We start from the raw sequence: 21,249 nt of genomic DNA on the forward strand, positions 1-21,249 counted from the left end.
TCACCTCGTCCGGTCGGCGCGGAGGAGCGCGACGAACAGGTAGACAGCGAGCGCGGCGGCGACGACGAGCCCCACCGAGTCCTCGGCCCTCATCGGTGGTCCTGCATCTCGGGGCGGGCGGCGCGGGGGCGCCGGTGCGCGACGAGCGCCACGGCGGTGAAGAACCCGACCGTGACGAGGACGTAGAGCAGGTCAGCCATGGCAGCTGGTGCACCTCTCGGATCGCGCCCGACGTAGTGCTGCCGGGCGGCCCCGCACGTCGGGGCAGATCCGTTCTAGGTCCCGCTCGAGGGCCCTGACGTCCGCGTTGACGGAACGTTGACGCCCGGCGCGGCGATCTTGACGCTCCTCGGACGCCCGCCGGCTCCCACTGGTCCGGTGGACGAGGGCGACGTGCCAGGCGTCAGGCTGGACGGCGGGGCGTGACGGCCCTGGTCAGAGGGCACGGATACGCTCGTCCCTGCCCCTGCGAGCGCAGGAGTGCGAGGCGCAAGGAGACGACGTGGCCCCCACGACCCGCGAGGCACAGCGTGCCGAGCTGCACAAGACGATCTGGCGGATCGCGAACGACCTGCGGGGGTCGGTGGACGGCTGGGACTTCAAGTCGTACGTGCTCGGGTTCTTGTTCTACCGGTACATCTCGGAGAACCTCGCGGCGTATCTCGACGCCGGCGAGCACGAGGCCGGGAACGCCGACTTCGAGTATGCGAAAGCGTCGAACGTGGACGTCGACGACGACGACCTGGTCGCGGGGATCGTGGCGGAGAAGGGGTTCTTCATCCGTCCGTCGGAGCTGTTCGTGAATGTGCGCGCGCGGGCGTCGCGCGACGCTAATCTCAACGAGACGCTGGAGCGGGTGTTCGGGAACATCGAGGCGTCCGCCGTCGGTACCGACGCTGAGAACGACCTCAAGGGCTTGTTCGAGGACGTCGACGTCAACTCGAACAAGCTCGGCTCGACCGTGGCGAAGCGCAACGAGAAGCTGGTCAAGCTGCTCGACGCGATCGGTGACCTGAACCTCGGCAACGGGACGTTCAGCGAGAACAAGATCGACGCGTTCGGCGACGCGTACGAGTTCCTCATGCAGATGTACGCGTCGGCGGCGGGCAAGTCGGGTGGCGAGTACTACACGCCGCAGGAGGTCTCCGAGCTGCTCGCCCGCATCACCGTGGTGGGCAAGACGAGCGTGAACAAGGTGTACGACCCGGCGTGCGGGTCAGGGTCGCTGCTGTTGAAGTTCCGCAAGGTGCTGGGCAAGGACGGCGTGCGACAGGGGTACTTCGGTCAGGAGATCAACCTGACGACGTACAACCTGTGCCGGATCAACATGTTCCTGCACGACGTCGGCTACGAGAAGTTCGACATCGCGCACGGCGACACCCTGATCGACCCTGCCCACTGGGACGACGAGCCGTTCGAGGCGATCGTGTCCAACCCGCCGTACTCGATCCGGTGGGACGGCGACGCGAACCCGCTGCTGATCAACGACCCGCGCTACGCCCCGGCGGGTGTGCTCGCGCCGAAGTCGAAGGCGGACCTGGCGTTCACGATGCACATGCTGTCGTGGCTCGCGGTGAACGGGACGGCCGCGATCGTCGAGTTCCCGGGTGTGCTGTACCGCAGCGGTGCGGAGCAGAAGATCCGCAAGTACCTCATCGACAACAACTACGTCGACGCGGTGATCCAGCTCCCGCCGGACCTGTTCTTCGGCACCACGATCGCGACCTGCATCATCGTGCTGAAGAAGTCCAAGACGGACAACGCGGTGCTGTTCGTCGACGCGTCGACCGAGTTCGTGCGGAGCGGCAACAAGAACACGCTCGACGGGCCGCACCAGCAGCGCATCCTCGACGCGTTCACCGACCGCGAGGACGCCGCACACTTCGCAAAGCTCGTCGAGAACGAGGCCATCGGCGAGAACGGGTACAACCTCTCGGTGTCGTCGTGGGTCGAGGCCGAGGACACCCGGGAGGTCGTCGACATCGCCGAGCTCAACAGCCGCATCGCCGGGATCGTGGAGCGCCAGGCGGCGCTGCGCGAGCAGATCGACGCGATCGTCGCCGACCTGGAGGGCGTGAAGTGACGGAGCAACCCGACGCACTGGTTCCCGTGCCGGAGGGGTACGGCGAGTGGCTCGCCGACCTCAAGACGCGGGTGCGTGCCGCGCAGCAGCGTGCGGCGCTCGCGGTCAACACCGAACAGATGTCGCTCTACTGGGAAGTAGGTCGCGCGATCGACGCCCGCGTCTCGCAGGACCGCTGGGGCGCGAAGGTGATCCAACGGCTGGCTCACGACCTCAGGACGTCCTTCCCCGACATGCGCGGCTTCTCCTTCACCAATCTCCGCTACATGCGTTCGTTCGCTCAGGCATGGCCGGACGAAGATCTGCCAACGGCTGTTGGCAGATTGCCTTGGGGCCACAACCTCGTGCTCCTCGCCAGGCTGAAGGAGCGCGACGGGCGCCTCGCCTACGCGGCCGCGGCAGTCGAGCACGGCTGGTCGCGGTCGGTGCTCGAGATGCACATCGACGCCCGGACCCTCGAGCGGAAGGGGCGCGCGGTCACGAATTTCGAGCGGACCTTGCCTGCTCCGCACTCGGACCTGGCACGGGAGTCCCTCAAGGACCCGTATCTCTTCGACTTTCTCGGGCTTGGCAACGACGCGCAGGAGCGGGCGATCGAGCAGGCGCTGGTCGATCACGTCACCGAGTTCCTCGTCGAGCTCGGCGCCGGCTTCGCGTACGTCGGGCGGCAGGTTCACCTGGAGGTCGGCGGCGAGGACTTCTACCTCGACCTGCTCTTCTACCACCTGAAGCTGCGCTGCTTCGTCGTCATCGAGCTGAAGGCGACGGCGTTCAAGCCCGAGCACCTCGGGCAGCTCGGGTTCTACCTGGCGGCCGTCGACGGCGAGGTGAAGCATCCGGACGACGGCCCGACCGTCGGACTGCTGCTGTGCAGGACGAAGAACGAGGTCGTGGCCGAGTACGCCCTGCGGAACGTGGCGGCGCCGCTTGGCGTCAGCGAGTACGAACTCTTGAAGGACCTCCCCGAGCCTTTGGCGACGAACCTGCCGACCATCGAGCAGATCGAACGCGAGCTTCAGGACGGTGGTGACCGATGAGCCGCATCGACGACCTCATCGCCCAGTACGCACCCGACGGTGTGGAGTACCGAGCGCTGCGCGACGTAGGGACCTGGGTCGGCGGGGTGACTCCCTCAAAGGCTGTCGCCCGGTACTGGGAGAACGGAACGATTCCTTGGGTCGCGTCAATGGACATCAGCGCGACCCAAGGAAGTCAGATCCGCGGGCGGATCACCCAGGACGCTCTCGACGAGACATCACTTCGAGTCATCTCTGGCCCCACCGTGGCCGTCGTCATGCGCTCGAACGTGCTCCGCAAGTTCCTCCCGATCGGGTACATCGCCGTCGACACGACGGTGAACCAGGACATCCGCTTGCTCACGCCACACAGCGACGTTGACACGAGGTATGCGTTCTGGGCACTTCAGTCCGCAAGCGAGAGGATCCGCCGGGCAGGGATCGTCCGGACTGACGGCTCAATGGCTGCCGTCGATTCGCAGGGCCTCCTTGACTGGAGAATCCCGGTACCGCCGCTCGAGGTTCAGCGCGAGATCGTGCGAATCCTGGACGCCTTCACGGAGCTGGAGGCGGAGCTGGAGGCGGAGCTGGAGGCGGAGCTGGAGGCTCGGCGAGCGCAGTATGCCCACTACCGAGACGCGCTCCTCTCGTTCACCGAGAGAGAGAGAGAGAGAGAGAGTCAGGTGGGCCACGTTGAGTGATCTCGGGACGCTCTACGGCGGGCTCACGGGCAAGTCGAAAGCCGACTTTACCGGTGGCAGCGCGCCGTTCATCACCTACATGAACGTGTTCAGCAACCTCGCGACAGACCTCGACGCCGACGCGCTCGTGGAGGTGGGGCCAAATGAGCGCCAGACGGCCGTCGCCTACGGCGACGTATTGTTCACGGCCTCCTCGGAGTCACGCGAGGAGGTCGGCATGGCCTCTGCCGTGGTCCGCGAGCCGAGCAGGCCGACGTACCTGAACAGCTTCTGCTTCGGGTTCCGTCCGAACTCGACCGCTGACCTCGACCCGGAGTTTGCCAAGCACCTGTTCCGAGCCCCTGTGATGCGCGACCAGATAGTCAAGACGGCGAACGGCGTGACGCGGATCAACATCTCCAAGGCTCCGTTCGGCAAGATGGCGGTGCCGCTACCGGATGTCGAGGAGCAGAAGCACATCGCCGCGGTCCTCGACCAGTTTGACGCCCTCGTGAACGACCTGTCGTCAGGCCTGCCCGCGGAGATCGCAGCCCGTCGTCAGCAGTACGCGCACTACCGCGACACGCTCCTGTCGTTCAAGGAGGCCGCATGAGCACCACGCCCGTCAACGTGCCGATCCCCTCCGACGCCGAGGCGCCGGTGATCGCCGACTTCGTGGAGCACGCGCTGCGCGTCGCCTACGTGAACCGTGCGCACCTGTCGTCGCTCCCGGCGGGTGACTGGGACGCCCCCGGTGTCTACGTGCTCCTGACCGGTGACGGGTCCGGGCGCGTCTACGTCGGACGGGCCCGCAGGCTCCGAGGCCGGCTCTTCCAGCACAACACGAAGGAGCCACTCCCCTGGCGGCGCGCTGTTGCCGTCAAGCGCGACACCACGGACGGATTCAACACCGCCGAGATCGGTTACCTCGAGGGTCGCGTGTCCGCAGAGGTCGCGGCGCTGGACAACCTCACCGTGGTCGAGGGCCGGTCCAGCGGCGACGAGACCCTGCCGAAGCACATGATGATCTCCCTCGGCTCCTTCGTGAAGAGCATCCTGGGCGCCCTGCGTCTTGCAGGCGTCGACACGATCCGCAGCAACCCCGAGACCGAGCCCGAGGACCAGACACCCCGCCGAGGCGTCATCGGCCGGACGGGCCTCGTTCCCTGCCAAGTTCAGCAACCTCGTGTCGAGCGGGCTCGTCCGGGCCGGGGAGACCCTCCACCTGAAGCAAGGACGCATGGAAGAGACCGGGAGCGTCACGGCCGACGGGGAGATCGTCGTCCGCGGCGTCGCGTACAGGTCGCCGAGCGGTGCCGCTGCGAAGGCTCTGGGGCTTCAGTCCTCGAACGGATGGACGACCTGGCACGTCGGTACGCTCGGCGGCCCGATGCTCGACTCGATCCGGCGCCAGTGGCTCTCGCGACAGTCTGGGGACCCCCAGAGATGACGGCCCGATCACGTCGCCGCCACGCTCGTGCGCGCCAGGAGGCCCCGTGATCCCAGACTTCTACACGCCACAGCCGGACTGGCCGGCCAGGATCGAGCACGTCGTGGAGCTCCTCGGCCGGGTGACGGCGATCGAGGAGCTGTCCGGTCGCCGCCTCGAGCTGCGACGAGGCAACCGGATCGGGTCGGTCCACTCCTCGACAGCCATCGAGGGCAACCGGCTCACCCTGGCGCAGGTCGAGGGCGTGGCCCACGGCGAGCCCGTCTTTGCCCCGCCCCGCGACGTCAAGGAGGTCGAGAACGCGCTCGCCGCCTACGACGCGATCGAAGACCTCGACCCGTGGAGCATCGACGACTTCCTCCGGGCCCACGGCCTGCTGACAGCGGGGCTCGTGACCGAGTCCGGTGCGTTCCGCACGGTGGACGTCGAGATCGTCAACGCCGGCGGCGACGTGATCCACACCGGCTCGCGCGTCGAGAAGGTGCCACGGCTCATCGCGGAGCTGCTCGCCTGGGGCAGCACGTCGGACGACCACGCCCTCGTGGCATCGAGCGCCGTGCACTTCCTGATCGAGCACATCCACCCCTTCCGAGACGGCAACGGTCGGATCGGACGCCTGTGGCAGACACTCATCCTCAGCCGGTGGAAGCCGCTCTTCGCATGGATGCCCACGGAGACCCTGGTCCGCGAGCGGCAGGGCGACTACTACCGGGCGCTGCAGGCGTCGCGAGAGCCCGAGATCGATGCCGCTGCCTTCATCGACTACATGCTCGACATCATCACCGACTCCCTGGCGTCGTACGAGTCACGCGCCAAGGCGGACGCCGCGGGCGGTGTCGGAGTAAATGTCGGAGTAAATGTCGGAGTAGCCGACGCGCTGCTGGGGCTGCTCCGCGAAGACCCGGCACAGAGCGCCGTCGGTCTCGCCCTGCGCCTCGGCACGACGTCGCGCACCGTCGAGCGGCACCTCAGCGCACTCAAGGGCGCCGGCCGCATCCGCAGGGAAGGACCGCCCAAGTCCGGGCACTGGATCGTGATCGAGGAGAACACGTGAGCGAGGCACAGCCATCCCGGTTCGAGCCGATCGCGGTGTCGTCGGAGTCGACGGTCGTCGCGGAGTTCGAGGCCGACCCCGCGGAGGCGACGCGGTACCAGTCGGAGGCCGAGCTCGAGGCCGAGCTGGTCCGGCTGCTGGGCGAGCAGGCGTACGAGTACCTGCCGATCACGTCCGAGGCCGACCTCGTCGCAAACCTGCGCACCCAGCTCGAGACGCTGAACCGCATGACGTTCACCGACGACGAGTGGCGGCGGTTCTTCGCCGAGAAGGTCGCGGGTGAGCGGGACGGCATCGTCGAGAAGACCGTGCGGATCCAGGAGGACCACGTCCAGCTGCTCAAGCGGGACGACGGGACGAGCAAGAACATCACGCTGCTCGACAAGACCCACATCCACAACAACCGGTTGCAGGTCATCAACCAGTACGAGGTGCCGGGGGCGCTGTCACGGGACACAGCGTCGGGCACCGATCACCGCGCGCAGCGCGCGAACCGGTACGACGTCACGATCCTCGTGAACGGGATCCCGCTGGTGCACGTCGAGCTCAAGCGGCGCGGGGTGGACATCCGGGAGGCGTTCAACCAGATCAACCGCTACCAGCGCGACTCCTTCTGGTCCGGCTCGGGGCTGTTCGAGTACGTCCAGCTCTTCGTGATCTCCAACGGCACGCTGACCAAGTACTACTCGAACACGACGCGCGCGCGGCACCTGGACGAAGCGAACAAGGCAACACGTTCGGGCGGACGCGCGCGGAAGACGTCGAACTCGTTCGAGTTCACGTCATGGTGGGCGGACGCCGCGAACAAGCCCATCACCGACCTCGTCGGGTTCACCCGAACGTTCTTCGCCAAGCACTCGCTGCTCAATGTGCTGACCCGGTACTGCGTGCTGACCGCGGACCGGATGCTGCTCGTCATGCGCCCGTACCAGATCGCGGCGACCGAGCAGATCCTGAGCCGGATCGAGACGTCGTCGAACCAGAAGCGGTACGGCACCTTGTCGGCGGGTGGCTACGTGTGGCACACCACCGGCTCCGGCAAGACGCTCACGAGCTTCAAGACGGCGCAGCTCGCCTCGCGGCTCGGTGACGTGGACAAGGTGCTGTTCGTCGTGGACCGCAAGGACCTCGACTACCAGACGATGCGCGAGTACGACCGCTTCGAGAAGGGCGCCGCGAACTCGAACACCTCGACCGCGGTGCTCAAGCGGCAGCTCGAGGACCCGTCGGCGCGGATCATCATCACGACGATCCAGAAGCTGTCGAACTTCATCGCGAAGAACAAGGGCCACGCGATCTTCGGCGGGCACGTGGTGATCGTGTTCGACGAGTGCCACCGCTCCCAGTTCGGCGACATGCACACCGCGATCACGAAGGCGTTCACGCGGTACCACCTGTTCGGGTTCACCGGGACGCCGATCTTCGCCGCGAACGCCGGTACGGGCGGGAACCCGACGCTGCGGACCACTGCGCAGGCCTTCGGTGACAAGCTGCACACGTACACGATCGTGGACGCGATCAGCGACAAGAACGTGCTGCCGTTCCGCATCGACTACGTCAACACGGTCAAGGTCGGCGCGGTCGTGGACAAGCAGGTCTCGTCGATCGACGCGGAGCGCGCGCTGCTGGACTCCCAGCGCATCCGCGACATCGCCGGGTACGTCCTCGAGCACTTCGACCAGAAGACGAAGCGCAACCAGACGTACGCCCTCCAGGACCGCCGGGTGGCGGGGTTCAACGCCCTGTTCGCGACCGCGTCCATCGAAGCGGCCAGGCGGTACTACAACGCGTTCGGGCTCCTGCAGCGCGACCTGCCGGACGCGAAGAAGCTCAAGGTCGGGCTGATCTACTCCTACGCGGCCAACGAGGCCGACGACGAGACGGGCGCCGGCCTCCTCGGCGAGGAGGAGTTCGAGACCGACGCCCTCGACGCAAGCTCCCGGGACTTCCTGGAGGACGCGATCCAGGACTACAACGACATGTTCGGCACGTCGTTCGACACGTCCGCGGAGAAGTTCCAGAACTACTACAAGGACCTCTCGCTGCGGCTCAAGAACCGTGAGATCGACCTCGTGATCGTGGTCAACATGTTCCTCACGGGCTTCGACGCGACCACCCTGAACACCCTGTGGGTCGACAAGAACCTGCGCGCGCACGGGCTGATCCAGGCCTACTCACGGACCAACCGCATCCTGAACTCCGTCAAGACGTACGGCAACATCGTCTCCTTCCGTGACCTCGAGGAGCAGACGAACGACGCCATCGCGCTGTTCGGCAACAAGGACGCCACCGGGATCGTCCTGCTCCAGCCCTACCGGGAGTACTTCGACGAGTACGCCGACAACGTCACCGAGCTGGGCGAGCTGTTCCCCCTCGGCGAGCAGATCGTCGGCGAGCAGGCGCAGAAGGACTTCATCGCCCTGTTCGGCGCGCTCCTGCGCCTGCGGAACATCCTGGTCTCGTTCGACGACTTCGCCGGGAACCAGATCCTCTCGGACCGCGACCTGCAGGACTACCAGTCGATCTACCTGGACCTCTACCAGTCCTTCCGCCGCACCGACGAGGCCGAGCGGGAGTCGATCAACGACGACGTCGTGTTCGAGATCGAGCTCATCAAGCAGGTCGAGATCAACGTCGACTACATCCTCATGCTCGTCGAGCAGCATCGGGCCGCGAAGGGCGACGGTGACGACCGGGAGCTCACGGCGACCATCGAGCGAGCCATCGACTCCAGCCCCACGCTGCGCAACAAGAAGGACCTCATCGAGGAGTTCGTCGACCGGCTCTCCGTGGACGAAGACGTCGCCGACGAGTGGCGTGCCTACGTCGCGGCGAAGCGCGAGGCCGAGCTCACACAGATCATCACCGACGAGAACCTCAAGTCCGACGAGACCCGCGCGTTCGTCGACGCCGCGTTCCGCGACGGACAGGTCCGGGCCACCGGCACCGCGGTCGCCACGATCCTGCCCCCGGTCTCACGGTTCGCACGAGGCTCGAACCACAGCGCGAAGAAGCAGACCGTCGTCGAGAAGCTGACCGCCTTCTTCGACCGGTTCTTCGACCTGACCTGACAACACAGGCCGGATCCCACGAGGGGGACCCGGCCCGCTGTCCTGTCGGCGCCTGGTCCCGTCAGCGCGCCGTGACCGGCTCCCGCTCGATCCCGTCAGCCACGGCCGGCGGGTCGAGACGCGAGGTCAGCGCCTCACCCTCGATGTCGAGGTTCGGCACCAGCGGCCCCAGCCACTTCGGCATCCACCACATGCGCTTCCCGACGATGAGCATCACGGCCGGCACGATCGTCATGCGGACCAGGAACGCGTCGGCGAGGAGGCCGACCGCCAGGGCGAAGCCGATCGTCTTGAGGATCACGTTGTCGGTCAGGGCGAAGCCGGCGAAGACGCCGATCATGATGCAGGCGGCAGCGACGACGACGCGGGCGCTGTGCACGAACCCGTCGACGACGGCCTGCCGTGCGGGGGTGCCGTGGACGTAGGCCTCCCGCATGCGGGTCACGAGGAACACCTCGTAGTCCATGGCGAGGCCGAACAGGATCCCGGTCAGCAGGATCGGGAGCAGGAACATCACGGGTGACGTGGTGTCGAGCCCCAGGAGGTTGTTGAGCCACCCCCACTGGAAGACCGCGACGGTCGCCCCGAGCGAGACCCCGATCGACAGCAGGAACCCGAGGGCTGCCTTGACGGGCACCCAGATCGACCGGAACACCGCGATGAGCAGGAAGACCGCGAGCCCGACGACCACCAGCAGGTACAGCGGGAACACGGAGCTGAGCTTGTCGGAGATGTCCACGCCGACGGCGGTCTGCCCGGTGACGAGCGCGCGGGCGCCGGTCTGGGCGGGCAGGTCCTCGACGCTGGCTCGGATGTCGGCCACGAGGTTCTTGGTGGCCTCGTCCGACGGGCCCGACGACGGGATCACGGTGATCGTGGCGAGCTGCATCGCCTGGAGCTGGTCCTGGAACGACTTCTGGGCCGCGGGGTCGTCGCTGGTGACCGGAGGGATCACCGCGGTGATGTCGGAGCCCGGCTGGGTCGCCATGGCCTGCAGGTCCTTGGTCACCGCGCCGACGGCCGCCTCGGGGTCCTGGGCGCCCTTCGTGTCGACGACGACGACGAGCGGACCGTTGGCGCCCGCGCCGAAGCTGTCGCCGATGAGGTCGTACGCGACGCGGGCGTTGCTGCCCGCGGGCGCGCTGGCGTCGTCGGGCAGCGCGAGCTGCATGGACGCGACCGGGATGGAGGCGACCGCGGCGATCAGCACACCGCCGACGAGTGCCGGCCACTTGAGCTTCGCGACGCCCTCGACCCAGCGACGGCCGTTGGTCCGGACCTCGGGGCCGCCGCTGTGGACGGGACGACCGACGAGGAACCGCAGACCACCGGAGGTGACGCGCTCGCCGGCGAACCCGAGGATGGCGGGCAGCAGGGTGAGCGCGATGAGCACCGCGATCGCGACGGTGAAGGAACCGCCCAGGCCCATCTGGGTGAGGAACGGAACACGGCAGACGGACAGCCCGGCGAGCGCGATGATCACGGTCAGGCCGGCGAACACGACGGCGGAGCCTGCGGTGCCGACCGCGCGCCCGGCCGCCTCGTCCAGGGGCCTGCCCTTGCGGACCTCGCTGCGGTACCGGGACATGATGAACAAGGCGTAGTCGATCCCGACGGCGAGGCCGAGCATCGTGCCGAGCGCCGAGGTGGTCGAGCTGAGCGTGACGAACCCGGTGAGCGTCGTGATGGCCAGCGCGCCGACGCCGACGCCGATCGCGGCGGTGAGCAGCGGCATCCCGGCGGCCAGCAGCGAGCCGAACGTGATGGTCAGCACGACCAGCGCGACGACGATGCCGACGACCTCGCCGGTGGGCGGTGCGGCGGTGGCAGCGAGCGCGTCGCCGCCGATGGCGACGGTGAGCCCGGCGTCCTCCGCGGACGCCTGCGCGTCCGTCAGGGCGGTGCGGTCGGCGTCCTGCAGCTCGACGGCCTGCACGTCGTAGCTGACGGTCGCGTACCCGACGCGACCGTTCTGCGAGATCGTTCCGGCGGTGAACGGGTCGGCGATCGACTGCACGTCGGTGGTCTTGACGGTGGCGAGCGTGTCGGTGACGACCTGCTTGTTCGCCGGGTCGCTCAGCGACTGGCCCTCGGGCGCCTCGAACACGATGCGCGCGGTGGCGCCGTCCGGGGCCGCCTGCGGGCTGCGCTCCTTGATGAGCGCGAACGCGTCGGTCGACTCGATGCCCTTGAGCTGGAAGTTGTCGTCGGTCTGGCCGGACAGGGTCGCGGCACCGACGCCCAGGAGCGCGAGCAGCAGGACCCACGCCCCGACGACGAGCTTGTGGTGCACGAACGACCACCGGCCGAGCCGGAACAGCTGCCACGCCATGAATTCCTCCGAGGGACGAGCGGTGGCCGAGACGTCGGCCTCGACGAGCCTAGGTCACAATCGGACCCCTGGGTCCGCTTGTTGTGGAAAGATGGTGCACATCACACGAGGATCCTGACGAGACGAGACGAGGCGATGACCCTGACGACGGAGCCGGGGCGGCCCCCGCGGCGTGCCGACGCGCGCCGGAACCACGAACGCGTCCTCGCCGCGGCCGTCGAGGTGTTCACCGAGCACGGCCTCGAGGCGACGGTCCCCGAGATCGCGGCCCGTGCCGGCGTCGGCAAGGCCACCGTGTACCGCAGCTACCCGACGAAGGCCGACCTCGTCCGGGCCATCGCCCAGAGGCACATCGACTGGCTGAACGGCCTCGTCGCCGAGGCCGCCGGCCGCGCCTCGGACGACGCGGCGGGCGCGCTCGGCGACCTGCTCCAGCGGGTCACCACCACGATCGCCCAGGACCGCCTCATGGTCGACGTGCTCAGCACGATCGACGACCTCGACGACGAGGCGACCTTCGACGCCCTCGAGGAGATCCTCGCGCACGGGCGCGCACAGGGGACGCTGCGCCAGGACGCGTCCGTCCTGGACGTCAAGGTGCTCGTGGCCGGCTTCGCCCGCTCGCTCGTCGACCTCGGCGTCACCGACCTCGACGTCTGGCGGCGGTACACCACCCTCGTGGTGGCGGCGCTGCGCCCCTGACCCGTCCCCGTCAGCCCACGTGGACGGGTGGGCGGCGCCCGACGTCCGGCTCGGCGGACCGCAGGATCTCCCGCGAGACGGGTCCGACCTCGCCCGTCCCGAAGAGCAGGTAGCGGGACATCCGGTTCATCGGGTTGCCCTCCTCCCACTCGATGTACAGCTCGGGCGGGACGCCGGTGCGGTCGCGCACGGCGAGCGCGACGGACGCGAGCGTCGACGCCACGTTGGACGAGGTGACCCGCAGCACGGGGTACCCGTACCGGTACTCGCCGCGCACCTGCAGACGCTCCTCGAACTCGGACGAGTCGACGACGTCGACCTCGAGGAACACGAGCGGCACGTCCTCGGGGACGCGTCGGCTGCGGCGCACGGACTCCGCCTTGGCGGCGTACTCGGTGCTGCCCTCGCGGAACGAGCGGCGCGGACGGGCCGCGAGCGCCGCCTCGCGCGCCCGCGGCGTGAGGGGGACGTCCTCGGCGTCGGGCGGCTCGTGCGCGACGAGCTGCACGGGTTCGCCGCGGTCGGCGTCGACGATCGCGCGGGCGGTGTCGTCGAGCTCGACGCCCACGTCGCGCAGGCGGAACGAACGCCCGACGCGCGAGACGGCCGACAGGATCACGATCGCGGCGACGAAGATCAGGCCGATCTTGAGGCCGTCGGGCCGCTCGACCATGTTGTCGACGGTCGTGTAGACGAAGACGGCGGCGACGACGCCGAACCCGATGCGGGCGCGGCGCTGCCCGGCCCGGTGCGCGGAGACGGTGCAGGCGACGGACGCGGACGTGATGAGCACGAGCACCCCGGTCGCGTAGGCGCCGCCCTGGGCGTCCACGTCGGCGCGGAACAGGAGCGTGATGACGACGCCGACGAGCAGGAACACGAGCACGAGGGGCCGGCGCGCGCGGGTCCACTCGGGCGCCATGCCGTAGCGCGGCAGGTAGCGCGGGACGAGGTTGAGCAGGCCGGCCATGGCGGACGCGCCCGCGAACCACAGGATGAGGATCGTCGCGATGTCGTAGACCGACCCGAAGCCCGAGCCGAGGTACTCGTGCGCCACGTACGCGAGCGCGCGACCGTTCGCCGGTCCGCCGGACTCCAGCGCGTCGGCGGGCACGAGCACGGTCGTGACGAACGAGCTCGCGATGAGCAGCACGCTCATGATGAGCGCGGACGTGGTGAGCAGCTTCTTGGCACCGACGATGCGGCCGACGGGCTTGCTCTCGGTGTCGTCGGGGCCGCCCTGGATCTCGGGCATGACGGCCACGCCCGTCTCGAAGCCCGACAGCCCGAGCGCGAGCTTGGGGAACACCAGCAGGGACACCCCGACGACCGCGAAGACGCTCGAGTACTGGACGTGCACGAGGTTCGTCCAGTCCACGACGACGTGCGGCGCCGTCACGACGCGGCCGAGCGCGACGCCGATGACCACGACGTTGAGCGCGAGGTACACCGCGACGATGGGGACGGACAGCGCGATCGCCTCACGGAACCCCTTGAGGAACACGCCGGCGAGCAGCGCCAGGAGCACGAGCGTCACGGTCATCTGGTGCCCGTGCAGGACGTCCCGGAACAGCGGGTTCTCGACGGCGTGCTGGGCGGCGTCGGCGGCGGACAGCGTCATGGTGATGACGAAGTCGGTCGCCGCGAACCCCAGCAGCGCGAGGACGAACAGCTTCCCGGCCCACCACGGCAGGAGGTGCTCGAGCATCGCGATCGACCCCTCGCCGTGCGGCGAGTCGCGCGCCACGCGCCGGTAGACGGGCAGCGCGCCGCACAGCGTCAGCGCGACCAGCACGACCGTCGCGAACGGCGCGAGCACCCCGGCGGCCAGCACCGCGATGCCCGGCTGGTACCCGAGGGTCGAGAAGTAGTCGACGCCCGACAGCGTCATGACGGCCCACCACGGCCGGCGGCGGCCCTCAGCGGCGGCCGGCAGTCCGTGCGGACCCTGCTGCGCGGCGGGACGCCGCTCGTAGCCCTCGAGGAGGAAGCGCTGGAGGCGCCCGGCAGGCGCACGTTCTGACACGACACCAGTGTCGTGCACCGTCAGGCCCCCGCAGGACGACCGCCGGCCGAGACGATGGAGCCCCACCGCGACGCGGAACGGACCTTTCACTACAGTCGCGGTGCGGGGCCGTTCCGGTCCGCGGCAGGTCGGGGCGGGCCGTCGGCGTCGTCCACGACACTCTTCTCGGACGGAGGCGACGACAGATGGCACAGCGGGTCTCGGGTTGGGTCGGCTGGGTGTGGTTCGGCGGGCTGGCGATGTTCATCGCCGGCGTCTGGAACTTCTTCTACGGGCTGGCCGCGGTGCTCGGCCCCGACAAGCGCTACCTCGTGTCGGACGCGCAGCTCCTCGTGTTCAACCAGCAGGGCTGGGGCTGGGCGCACCTGATCTTCGGGGTGATCATCGCGGTCGTCGGCCTGTGCGTCCTCACGGGTCAGGCGTGGGCGCGGCTCACCGCGGTCGTCCTCATCACCCTGAACCTCATCACCCAGTTCCTGTACCTGCCGGCACAGCCCTGGTGGTCGGTCATCGTGATCGTCCTCGACGTGTTCGTGCTGTGGGCGCTCATCGTCCACGGGGACGAGGCCGAGGCGGTCTGACGCCGGGCCCGCTCCGCGGGAGCCCTCAGACGCCCTGCGGCGCCGGTTCGACGAGCCGGCGCCGCAGGGCGTCCTGCACGCCCGGGCCCAGCCCCAGGCCGTCCGTGAAGTAGCCCTCGACGTCGCCGAAGCGTGTCGTCATCTCGTCGAGCGCGGCCCGCAGGTACTCGACCCGGACACCCAGCACCGGCGTCAGCAGGTCGGGGTCCCCGCCCTTCGCGGCGAACGCGTCGAACATCGGCTGCAACGCCGGGAGCAGGCGCTCGTTGGTGAGCAGGTAGTCCGCCTCGACGTCCTCCGGGCTGACCCCGAGCAGCAGCAGGAGGGCCGCGGCACCCCACCCCGTCCGGTCCTTGCCCGTCGTGCAGTGGAACAGCACCGGTCCCTCGCCCGCGGCGAGCGCCCCGAACAGCGCGGCGTAGGAGGCCCGCGCGCTCGGCAGGCGGACGATGTCGCGGTACGTCTCCGCGAAAGCGGTCGCGACCCCCGTGCCCGCGAGCATCGCCGCGAACGCGCCCGGGTCGTCGAAGAACTGCGCGACGTTCGCCGCCGCGGCCTGCGGCGAATCGGCGAGGACGTCCGCGGCCACGTGCCGCACCCCCGGCGGCAGGGCGTCCGGACGCGCCCGCACCTCCCCCGCGGTCCGCAGGTCCACGACCGCCCGCACCCCGCACGCCGCGAGCGCCGCACCACCGTCCGCGGTCAGCCCGTCGAGGCCCGCGGACCGCAGCACCACGCCGTAGCGGACCGTCCCCCCACCGCCCTGCGGCGTCGTCACCGGCCAGCCGCCCAGGTCGCGGGCGTTCGCCGCGCCGTCGAGCACGACGGCGGCGCCGGGTGCGGGCGTCGGTGCGGGCGCTGCGGTGGGCGCGGGCGTCGGACGGGCAGGGCTCACGGGCAGGTCGGCAGGCACGCACCGACCCTGCCACCTCCCGCACGGCGCGCGCCACCTGCCCGAGCAGGGACGTTGCGCTACGTTCTCGACATGGCAGACGCACGCCCGGCGCTGTTCTCCGTCCCGCTGGACGGGGTGGACGGTGCTGGGCGCCGCACGGGCGGCCGCTCCCCCCGCACGCCGCCGCCCTGGCTCTGGCGGGCGCTCCTCATGACGGCGCTGGCCGTCTTCGTGGCGGCGTTCGCGTGGTTCGCGCTGCGGAACCTCGAGGGGCTGCTCGTCGACCTGCTGCTCGCGTTCTTCCTGACGCTCGTGCTCGAGCCCACCGTCGTGTGGCTCGTGCGGCACGGGTGGCGCCGCACCGTCGCCGCGGGCACCGCGCTGGGCGGGTTCATCGTCGCCGTCTGCGTCGTCGCCGTGCTGTTCGGGCGCCTGTTCGTCGAGCAGCTCGTCGGGCTGTTCGAGGCGCTGCCCCACCTCTACGAGGACCTCACGCAGTGGGCGTCCGACGAGCTCGGCGTCCAGCTCCCGGCGTCCGAGGACGTCGTGCACTCGACCCTGTCCCGCTACGGGAACGACGTCGCGTCCGGCGTGTGGCTCGTCGGCACGGGGCTCGTGGGCGTGATCTTCTCGCTCGCGACGATCCTGCTGATCGTCTACTACCTGTCGTCCGCGGGGCCGAGGTTCCGCCGGACGGTCTGCTCGTGGCTGCCCCAGCAGCGGCAGTCGGAGATGCTGCGCCTGTGGGACATCACGCAGATCAAGGTGTCGGACTTCGTGACGTCCCGGGTGGTCCTCGCGGCCCTCTCGAGCTTCTTCACCTGGATCTTCCTGACGATCATCCACACCCCGTACGCCGTGCCGCTCGCCCTGTTCACCGGGGTGGTCTCGCAGTTCGTCCCGACGATCGGCACGTACATCGGGGGCGCCCTGCCGACGCTCGTGGCGCTGACCGCGCAGGGCGTGGGGGCGATGGTCGCGGTCCTCGTCTTCATCATCGTGTACCAGCAGATCGAGAACTACGTGTTCTCGCCGAAGGTCTCGGCGCGCGCGCTCGAGATGAACCCGGCGGTCTCGTTCGTCGTGGTGATCGCGTTCGGTGCGGTGTTCGGGGCCATCGGGGCGTTCCTCGCCCTGCCGATCGCGGCGACGATCCAGGCCGCCGCGTCCACCTACCTGCAACGGCACGAGCTCGTGGACTCCGCGAGCCTGTACGACCCGGAACCCACGTCCCGATCCCTGGGCACCCCCGACGACGGCCACCGCGGGTCCCGGCGCCGGCGCGCGAACCACGCCGCGACGATCGAGGCCGCCCGGACGGTCGACGAACGCATCGAGAACGGCATCGAGTAGAGGAGAAGCACCATGACCACGTTCACCGTGTGGAAGTACGACGACCCCGAGCGCGCCGAGCAGGCCGAGGGCATCCTGCGCGACGCGGAGTCGGACGGGCTGGTGACGCTGCACGACACGGCCGTCGTCACCTGGCCGGCGGGAGCCGCACGCCCCACGACGCGGCACCATCACCAGGACACCGCCCGCGGCGCCGGCTGGGGCGCGCTGTGGGGGTTCTTCTTCGGTGTGCTGTTCTTCGTGCCGTTCCTCGGCGCCGCAGCGGGGGCCGCCCTCGGGGCGGGTGCCAAGGCGATGGCCGGGCTCGGCATCCGCGAGGACGACGTCGAACGCATCCGCGCGGCCGTCACCGAAGGGACGTCCGCGCTGTTCGCCGTCACGGAGGCCGGCGACCTCGACCGCCTCGGCGAGCGCCTGCACGGACTCGGTGGCGCGCTCGTCGACACGAACCTCACCGACGCGGAGCGCCGGAACCTGCTCGAGGTCGTGGACTGACCCGTCCGGTGACCTGTCGGCCCGCGTTCGTGACGCCGAGCACCACAGCCGCAGCCGACCGCACCGCCCCGACTCCCCTCGCGGCAGACGCACGGCGTCCTCCCGCGGGAACCGCACCCCGGCGACGCCGGGTCGAGGGTGGCTCCGGTGCTCCACGTCACGACGCCCGACTGCGTCGCCCGCATCCCCCGCAGCCTCCGTCCCGACGAGAGGAACCGTCGTGAACGTCCCCCCGGTCGCCGGTCTGGCCGCCGTCTCCGTGCCGAGCCTGGACGACGTGTCGGGCAAGAACCTCACGTGGTGGGGATTCGCGTTCGCGATCGCGACGATGGTGATCGCGTGGCTCGTGGCGCGGTACGCCGGCCGCGGCGTCATGCGGCTCCCCGCGCGGTTCGCCGGCGTCTCGGAGTCGCTCGCGGCGACGACCGCGCGCCTGGTGCGGTACTTCGTCCTGCTGCTCGGCGTGGGGGTGGCGCTCGCGTTCCTCGGTGCGGACGTCCAGCCGCTCATCGCGGGCGCGATCATCGTCGCCGTGGTCCTGGTGATCGCGCTGCGAGGCGTCGCCGACAACTTCGGGGCGAGCGTCATCCTGCAGACGCGCCAGCCGATCCGTGTCGGCGACGACGTCGAGTCGCAGGGCTACCGCGGCACGGTGCGCGAGCTCAACGCGCGGTCCGTCGTCATCCGCACGGCCGACGGCGTCGCGGTGCACCTGCCGAACAGCGACGTGCTGGGCGAGCCCCTGCTCAACTACTCCGAGTACGGCGCCCGGCGTGACGAGGTCGAGGTGTGGCTCGAGGACCCCGACCTCGACGTCGACGTCGAGACGGTGCGCGCGGCCGTCGTCGCGGCGACGGGGGTCGCGCGCCACCCCGAACCGGTCGTCGTGGTCGTCACCGGTCGGCCCGCGAGCGCGACGCTGCGCGCCCGGTTCTGGTTCTCGCCGCGGGCACCGCTGGCGGTGACGTCCGAGGTCGTGACCGCGGTGTCCGCCGCCCTCCGGGGGCGTGCCGGCGACTGGGCGGTCGACGGTCCACCGCGGCCGCCCGCCCCGCGCGCACCCGCGCCGCGGCAGCGCTGACGCCCGCACCGACGTCGGGAACAACGCACGCGCGGCCCGGGTTGCCGTTCCACGTGACCTCCCCCGACACCGACGCGCCGATCTCGCGCCGCAGCGTGGGGCTGCGCTCCGAGCGCGGCCCGATCCTGCTGTCCCTCATGCTCGCTACGGCGCTCGTCGCACTCGACTCCACCGTCATCGCGACGGCCATCCCGACGATCACGAAGGACCTGGGCGGCTTCTCGCAGTTCCCGTGGCTCCTGTCGGTGTACCTGCTGGCGCAGGCCGCGACGACCCCGCTGTACGGGAAGGTCGCGGACATGCTGGGGCGCAAGCCCGTCATGATGATCGGCATCGCGGTGTTCCTCGTGGGGTCGGTGCTGTGTGCGCTCGCGTGGTCGATGCCGTCGCTCATCGCGTTCCGCGCGGTGCAGGGCCTGGGGGCGGGCGCGATCCTGCCGATGTCGATGACGATCGTCGGCGACATCTACTCGCTCCAGGAGCGTGCGAAGGTCCAGGGGTACGTGGCGAGCGTGTGGGGCGTGTCAGCCGTGGTGGGCCCGCTGATCGGCGGCGCGTTCTCGCAGTGGGTGTCGTGGCGCTGGATCTTCTGGGTCAACGTGCCGCTCTGCCTCGTCGCGGGCGTGATCCTGTGGCGCAACTTTCGCGAGAAGGTCGAGCGCCGGCGACACCGCATCGACTACCTCGGTGCGATCCTCGTGACGGCGGCCACGACGCTGATCATGCTCGGCCTGCTCGAGGGCGGGGAGGGCTGGGCGTGGCTGTCGGCGACGAGCGTCGTGGTGCTCGGCGCGGGGGCGGCGCTGGTCGTGGCGTTCGTGCTGGTGGAGCGCCGGGCGCCGGAGCCCGTGCTGCCGCTGTGGGTGTTCGGGCGGCGCGCCCTGCTGACCACGAGCCTCGCGTCCCTCGGCGTGGGCGCGGTCATGATCGGCTTCACGTCGTACGTGCCGACGTTCACGCAGGTGACCCTCGGCACGGGCGCCCTGATCGCGGGGTTCTCGGTCGCGACGATGACGGTCGGGTGGCCGATCGCGGCCGCCCAGAGCGGGCGGATCTACCTGCGCCACGGCTTCCGCGTGACGGCGCTCATCGGGTCGGCGATCACGGTCGTGGGCGCGGTGCTCATGCTGCTGCTGGGCACCGGGTCGACGCCGTGGGAGGTCGGCGCCTTCTGCCTCGTCGTGGGCGCCGGGCTGGGGCTCACGGCGCCGCCCACGCAGATCGCGGCGCAGAACACCGTCGGCTGGTCGGAGCGCGGCGTGGTGACGTCCGCGACGATGTTCGCGCGCAGCATCGGGTCCGCGCTCGGCGTGGCGGTGTACGGGGCGATCGTCAACGCGTCGCTGGGGTCGTCCGCGGGCCACCCCGCGCCCGGTCCGCTCGCCGACGCAGTGCACGACGTGTTCGTCGGCGTCCTGGTCGCTGCGGTCGGCATGGCCCTGGCCGTGTTCCTCATGCCGCGCGACGGAGCCGGCCGCGCCGACCGGGAGACCGTCGCCACGGAGGCTGCCGAGGCCCGTGGGGGTGCCGCCGGTTAGGTTGGGGGCATGCGCATCGGAGCCCACGTCGACCAGTCGGACGCCGTCGCCCTCGCCCTGGCGATGGGCGCGGGTCAGGCCCAGGTGTTCCTGGGCGACCCGCAGTCCTGGAAGGGTCCGGCGTTCGACTTCCCGGGCGGAGCGGACGCCCTGCGCGCCACCGCCGCGGACGCCGACGTCGACCTCGTGGTCCACGCGCCCTACGTCATCAACGTCGCGAGCACGAACAACCGCATCCGGATCCCGAGCCGCAAGCTGCTCCAGAAGATCATGGACGGCGCGGCGGCGATCGGTGCGAAGGGGGTCGTGGTGCACGGCGGCCACGTCGGCAAGGACGACGAGCCGGAGGTCGGGTTCGACAACTGGCGCAAGGCGGTCGAGGCGCTGACGACCGACGTGCCGGTGCTCATCGAGAACACCGCGGGCGGCGACGGTGCGATGGCGCGGGGTCTCGACCGGATCGCGCAGCTGTGGGAGGCGGTCGCGCCGGCCGGCCGGAAGGCGGGCGTCGACGTGGGGCTCTGCCTGGACAGCTGCCACGCGTGGGCGTCGGGCATCGACCTCACGACGGCCGTCGCGGACGTCCGTGCGATCACCGGACGCATCGACCTGGTGCACGCGAACAACAGCCGCGACGCCGCGGGGTCGGGCGCCGACCGGCACGCCGGCCTGACGGACGGCACGATCGACCCGGACGTCCTGGTCGCGCTGGTCCGCGACGCGGGCGCGCCCGTGATCTGCGAGACGCACGCCGACGCCCCGCGCGACGTCGCGTGGCTCACCGAGCAGCTCGGCGTCGAGGCGGGCATCGACGCCGACGCCGGACCGACGGGGGCGTAGACCCGCTCACGCACGTCGGCCCGGGAGGAACAGGTCCTCCCGGGCCGACGTC

18 protein-coding genes are annotated in these 21,249 nt (G+C 70.0%); 14 read left to right on the plus strand and 4 right to left on the minus strand.

All coding sequences use genetic code 11. The features are described from left to right. Positions 1-93 carry a K(+)-transporting ATPase subunit F gene (gene kdpF / locus CLV34_RS12745; protein ID WP_100350684.1) on the minus strand — a complete coding sequence of 31 codons (93 nt, stop codon included), beginning with the start codon at positions 91-93 and terminating at the stop codon, positions 1-3. 409 nt (positions 94-502) lie between these two features. On the opposite strand from kdpF, the gene CLV34_RS12750 reads away from it, so the two are divergent. From CLV34_RS12750 to CLV34_RS12780, 7 genes are read left to right on the plus strand one after another with little or no spacing between them, the layout of a single operon-like run. Next, a complete protein-coding gene (locus CLV34_RS12750; RefSeq protein WP_100350685.1) occupies positions 503-2,083 on the plus strand; it encodes a type I restriction-modification system subunit M in 1,581 nt (526 codons plus the stop codon). Further along, positions 2,080-3,120 (plus strand): PDDEXK nuclease domain-containing protein, encoded by a 1,041-nt coding sequence (locus CLV34_RS12755; protein WP_100350686.1) that lies wholly within the window; start codon positions 2,080-2,082, stop codon positions 3,118-3,120. The genes CLV34_RS12750 and CLV34_RS12755 overlap by 4 nt, the downstream gene beginning before the upstream one ends. Beyond that, the gene (locus CLV34_RS12760) at positions 3,117-3,800 is read left to right on the plus strand and encodes a restriction endonuclease subunit S (RefSeq protein ID WP_100350687.1); all 684 of its coding nucleotides are present in this window, start codon (positions 3,117-3,119) and stop codon (positions 3,798-3,800) included. Before CLV34_RS12755 ends, CLV34_RS12760 begins: the two co-directional genes overlap by 4 nt. Beyond that, on the plus strand, positions 3,793-4,392 hold the full coding sequence (locus CLV34_RS12765) for a restriction endonuclease subunit S (RefSeq protein WP_157803839.1): 600 nt from the start codon (positions 3,793-3,795) through the stop codon (positions 4,390-4,392). Before CLV34_RS12760 ends, CLV34_RS12765 begins: the two co-directional genes overlap by 8 nt. Continuing rightward, entirely contained in the window at positions 4,389-5,279 is an 891-nt protein-coding gene (locus CLV34_RS17060) for a GIY-YIG nuclease family protein (RefSeq protein ID WP_157803840.1), read from the plus strand. The genes CLV34_RS12765 and CLV34_RS17060 overlap by 4 nt, the downstream gene beginning before the upstream one ends. After that, a complete protein-coding gene (locus CLV34_RS12775; protein WP_100350690.1) occupies positions 5,276-6,283 on the plus strand; it encodes a Fic family protein in 1,008 nt (335 codons plus the stop codon). Before CLV34_RS17060 ends, CLV34_RS12775 begins: the two co-directional genes overlap by 4 nt. Further along, complete coding sequence (locus CLV34_RS12780; protein ID WP_100350691.1) at positions 6,280-9,354, plus strand: type I restriction endonuclease subunit R; 3,075 nt, start codon at positions 6,280-6,282, stop codon at positions 9,352-9,354. Before CLV34_RS12775 ends, CLV34_RS12780 begins: the two co-directional genes overlap by 4 nt. Before the next feature lie 61 nt (positions 9,355-9,415). Here CLV34_RS12780 and CLV34_RS12785 read toward each other — a convergent pair whose 3' ends face one another. Further along, positions 9,416-11,686, minus strand: a complete 2,271-nt coding sequence (locus CLV34_RS12785) for an MMPL family transporter (RefSeq protein WP_100350692.1) — start codon at positions 11,684-11,686, stop codon at positions 9,416-9,418. Between the two features lie 135 nt (positions 11,687-11,821). Between CLV34_RS12785 and CLV34_RS12790 the strand changes: the two genes are divergently transcribed. After that, positions 11,822-12,388 (plus strand): TetR/AcrR family transcriptional regulator, encoded by a 567-nt coding sequence (locus CLV34_RS12790; protein ID WP_100350693.1) that lies wholly within the window; start codon positions 11,822-11,824, stop codon positions 12,386-12,388. A 10-nt stretch (positions 12,389-12,398) separates the two neighbouring features. Here CLV34_RS12790 and CLV34_RS12795 read toward each other — a convergent pair whose 3' ends face one another. Continuing rightward, positions 12,399-14,414 carry an APC family permease gene (locus tag CLV34_RS12795; RefSeq protein ID WP_245859212.1) on the minus strand — a complete coding sequence of 672 codons (2,016 nt, stop codon included), beginning with the start codon at positions 14,412-14,414 and terminating at the stop codon, positions 12,399-12,401. Between the two features lie 185 nt (positions 14,415-14,599). On the opposite strand from CLV34_RS12795, the gene CLV34_RS12800 reads away from it, so the two are divergent. Continuing rightward, on the plus strand, positions 14,600-14,995 hold the full coding sequence (locus CLV34_RS12800; RefSeq protein ID WP_100350694.1) for a DUF7144 family membrane protein: 396 nt from the start codon (positions 14,600-14,602) through the stop codon (positions 14,993-14,995). Between the two features lie 25 nt (positions 14,996-15,020). On the opposite strand, the gene CLV34_RS12805 is transcribed toward CLV34_RS12800, so the two are convergent. Then, positions 15,021-15,908 (minus strand): tyrosine-protein phosphatase, encoded by an 888-nt coding sequence (locus CLV34_RS12805; protein ID WP_211289450.1) that lies wholly within the window; start codon positions 15,906-15,908, stop codon positions 15,021-15,023. Positions 15,909-15,980: 72 nt separating this feature from the next. Here CLV34_RS12805 and CLV34_RS12810 point away from each other — a divergent pair, with 72 nt between their 5' ends. The 5 genes from CLV34_RS12810 (at position 15,981) to CLV34_RS12830 (ending at position 21,197) form a co-directional block, all read left to right on the plus strand. Then, a complete protein-coding gene (locus CLV34_RS12810; RefSeq protein ID WP_245859213.1) occupies positions 15,981-17,243 on the plus strand; it encodes an AI-2E family transporter in 1,263 nt (420 codons plus the stop codon). A 12-nt stretch (positions 17,244-17,255) separates the two neighbouring features. Further along, on the plus strand, positions 17,256-17,738 hold the full coding sequence (locus CLV34_RS12815) for a DUF1269 domain-containing protein (protein ID WP_100350695.1): 483 nt from the start codon (positions 17,256-17,258) through the stop codon (positions 17,736-17,738). Positions 17,739-17,958: 220 nt separating this feature from the next. Then, positions 17,959-18,819, plus strand: coding sequence for a mechanosensitive ion channel family protein (locus CLV34_RS12820; protein WP_100350696.1), 861 nt, complete (start codon positions 17,959-17,961; stop codon positions 18,817-18,819). Positions 18,820-18,956: 137 nt separating this feature from the next. Continuing rightward, complete coding sequence (locus CLV34_RS12825) at positions 18,957-20,357, plus strand: MDR family MFS transporter (RefSeq protein WP_100350822.1); 1,401 nt, start codon at positions 18,957-18,959, stop codon at positions 20,355-20,357. A 9-nt stretch (positions 20,358-20,366) separates the two neighbouring features. Then, positions 20,367-21,197 (plus strand): deoxyribonuclease IV, encoded by an 831-nt coding sequence (locus tag CLV34_RS12830; protein WP_100350697.1) that lies wholly within the window; start codon positions 20,367-20,369, stop codon positions 21,195-21,197. The last annotated feature ends 52 nt before the right edge of the window (positions 21,198-21,249 follow it).

It is taken from the genome of Luteimicrobium subarcticum (assembly GCF_002798015.1).
In the GTDB taxonomy this organism is placed as follows: Bacteria; Actinomycetota; Actinomycetes; order Actinomycetales; family Cellulomonadaceae; genus Luteimicrobium; species Luteimicrobium subarcticum.